The sequence below is a fragment of the Rathayibacter sp. AY1D5 genome (genome assembly GCF_002932515.1).
In the GTDB taxonomy this organism is placed as follows: domain Bacteria; phylum Actinomycetota; class Actinomycetes; order Actinomycetales; family Microbacteriaceae; genus Rathayibacter.
Genome location: NZ_PSVU01000097.1, coordinates 1,996 through 3,791, shown reverse-complemented (window position 1 = coordinate 3,791; position 1,796 = coordinate 1,996). Strand labels below are relative to the sequence as shown.

The following is a 1,796-nucleotide window of genomic DNA, read 5'->3' as shown; positions in this document are numbered from 1 at the left end:
CCTTCTCTTCGGGGTTGGGGGTCGTAATTTTTTTACGGAGAGTTTGATCCTGGCTCAGGACGAACGCTGGCGGCGTGCTTAACACATGCAAGTCGAACGATGAAGCCCAGCTTGCTGGGTGGATTAGTGGCGAACGGGTGAGTAACACGTGAGTAACCTGCCCTTGACTCTGGGATAAGCGCTGGAAACGGCGTCTAATACCGGATACGACCTGCCCCGGCATCGGGTGCGGGTGGAAAGTTTTTCGGTCAAGGATGGACTCGCGGCCTATCAGCTAGTTGGTGAGGTAATGGCTCACCAAGGCGACGACGGGTAGCCGGCCTGAGAGGGTGACCGGCCACACTGGGACTGAGACACGGCCCAGACTCCTACGGGAGGCAGCAGTGGGGAATATTGCACAATGGGCGAAAGCCTGATGCAGCAACGCCGCGTGGGGGATGACGGCCTTCGGGTTGTAAACCTCTTTTAGTAGGGAAGAAGGGCTTCGGCTTGACGGTACCTGCAGAAAAAGCACCGGCTAACTACGTGCCAGCAGCCGCGGTAATACGTAGGGTGCAAGCGTTGTCCGGAATTATTGGGCGTAAAGAGCTCGTAGGCGGTTTGTCGCGTCTGCTGTGAAAACCCGAGGCTCAACCTCGGGCCTGCAGTGGGTACGGGCAGACTAGAGTGCGGTAGGGGAGAATGGAATTCCTGGTGTAGCGGTGGAATGCGCAGATATCAGGAGGAACACCGATGGCGAAGGCAGTTCTCTGGGCCGTTACTGACGCTGAGGAGCGAAAGCGTGGGGAGCGAACAGGATTAGATACCCTGGTAGTCCACGCCGTAAACGTTGGGAACTAGATGTGGGGACCTTTCCACGGTCTCCGTGTCGCAGCTAACGCATTAAGTTCCCCGCCTGGGGAGTACGGCCGCAAGGCTAAAACTCAAAGGAATTGACGGGGGCCCGCACAAGCGGCGGAGCATGCGGATTAATTCGATGCAACGCGAAGAACCTTACCAAGGCTTGACATATACCGGAAACTTCCAGAAATGGTTGCCCCGCAAGGTCGGTATACAGGTGGTGCATGGTTGTCGTCAGCTCGTGTCGTGAGATGTTGGGTTAAGTCCCGCAACGAGCGCAACCCTCGTTCTATGTTGCCAGCACGTCATGGTGGGAACTCATAGGAGACTGCCGGGGTCAACTCGGAGGAAGGTGGGGATGACGTCAAATCATCATGCCCCTTATGTCTTGGGCTTCACGCATGCTACAATGGCCGGTACAAAGGGCTGCGATACCGTAAGGTGGAGCGAATCCCAAAAAGCCGGTCTCAGTTCGGATTGAGGTCTGCAACTCGACCTCATGAAGTCGGAGTCGCTAGTAATCGCAGATCAGCAACGCTGCGGTGAATACGTTCCCGGGCCTTGTACACACCGCCCGTCAAGTCATGAAAGTCGGTAACACCCGAAGCCAGTGGCCTAACCGCAAGGAGGGAGCTGTCGAAGGTGGGATCGGTGATTAGGACTAAGTCGTAACAAGGTAGCCGTACCGGAAGGTGCGGCTGGATCACCTCCTTTCTAAGGAGCATCTGGACACCGCAGGGTGTTCCAGGCGCCAGATCAAAGCGAATGTCTTTGCTGGTAGCTCATGGGTGGAACATTGAACTAGGTGCTCGGTGAGATCGTCTCGCGTCAGTACAGCCTTCGGGTTGGGAACGCGTCGGGGCGGTGGAGTCGGGTACATGCACGCTGTTGGGTCCTGAGGGACCGGGCCGGCTGCCTTCGGGTGGCGGGGTCGACTCTCCGGATCCTTTTCTCAC

At 57.1% G+C, this 1,796-nt stretch carries 1 rRNA gene; it reads left to right on the top strand.

From position 1 onward, the window contains the following. Positions 1-31 precede the first annotated feature (31 nt). Positions 32-1,554: ribosomal RNA gene (locus tag C5C82_RS16870) — 16S ribosomal RNA — on the top strand. Positions 1,555-1,796 lie beyond the last annotated feature (242 nt).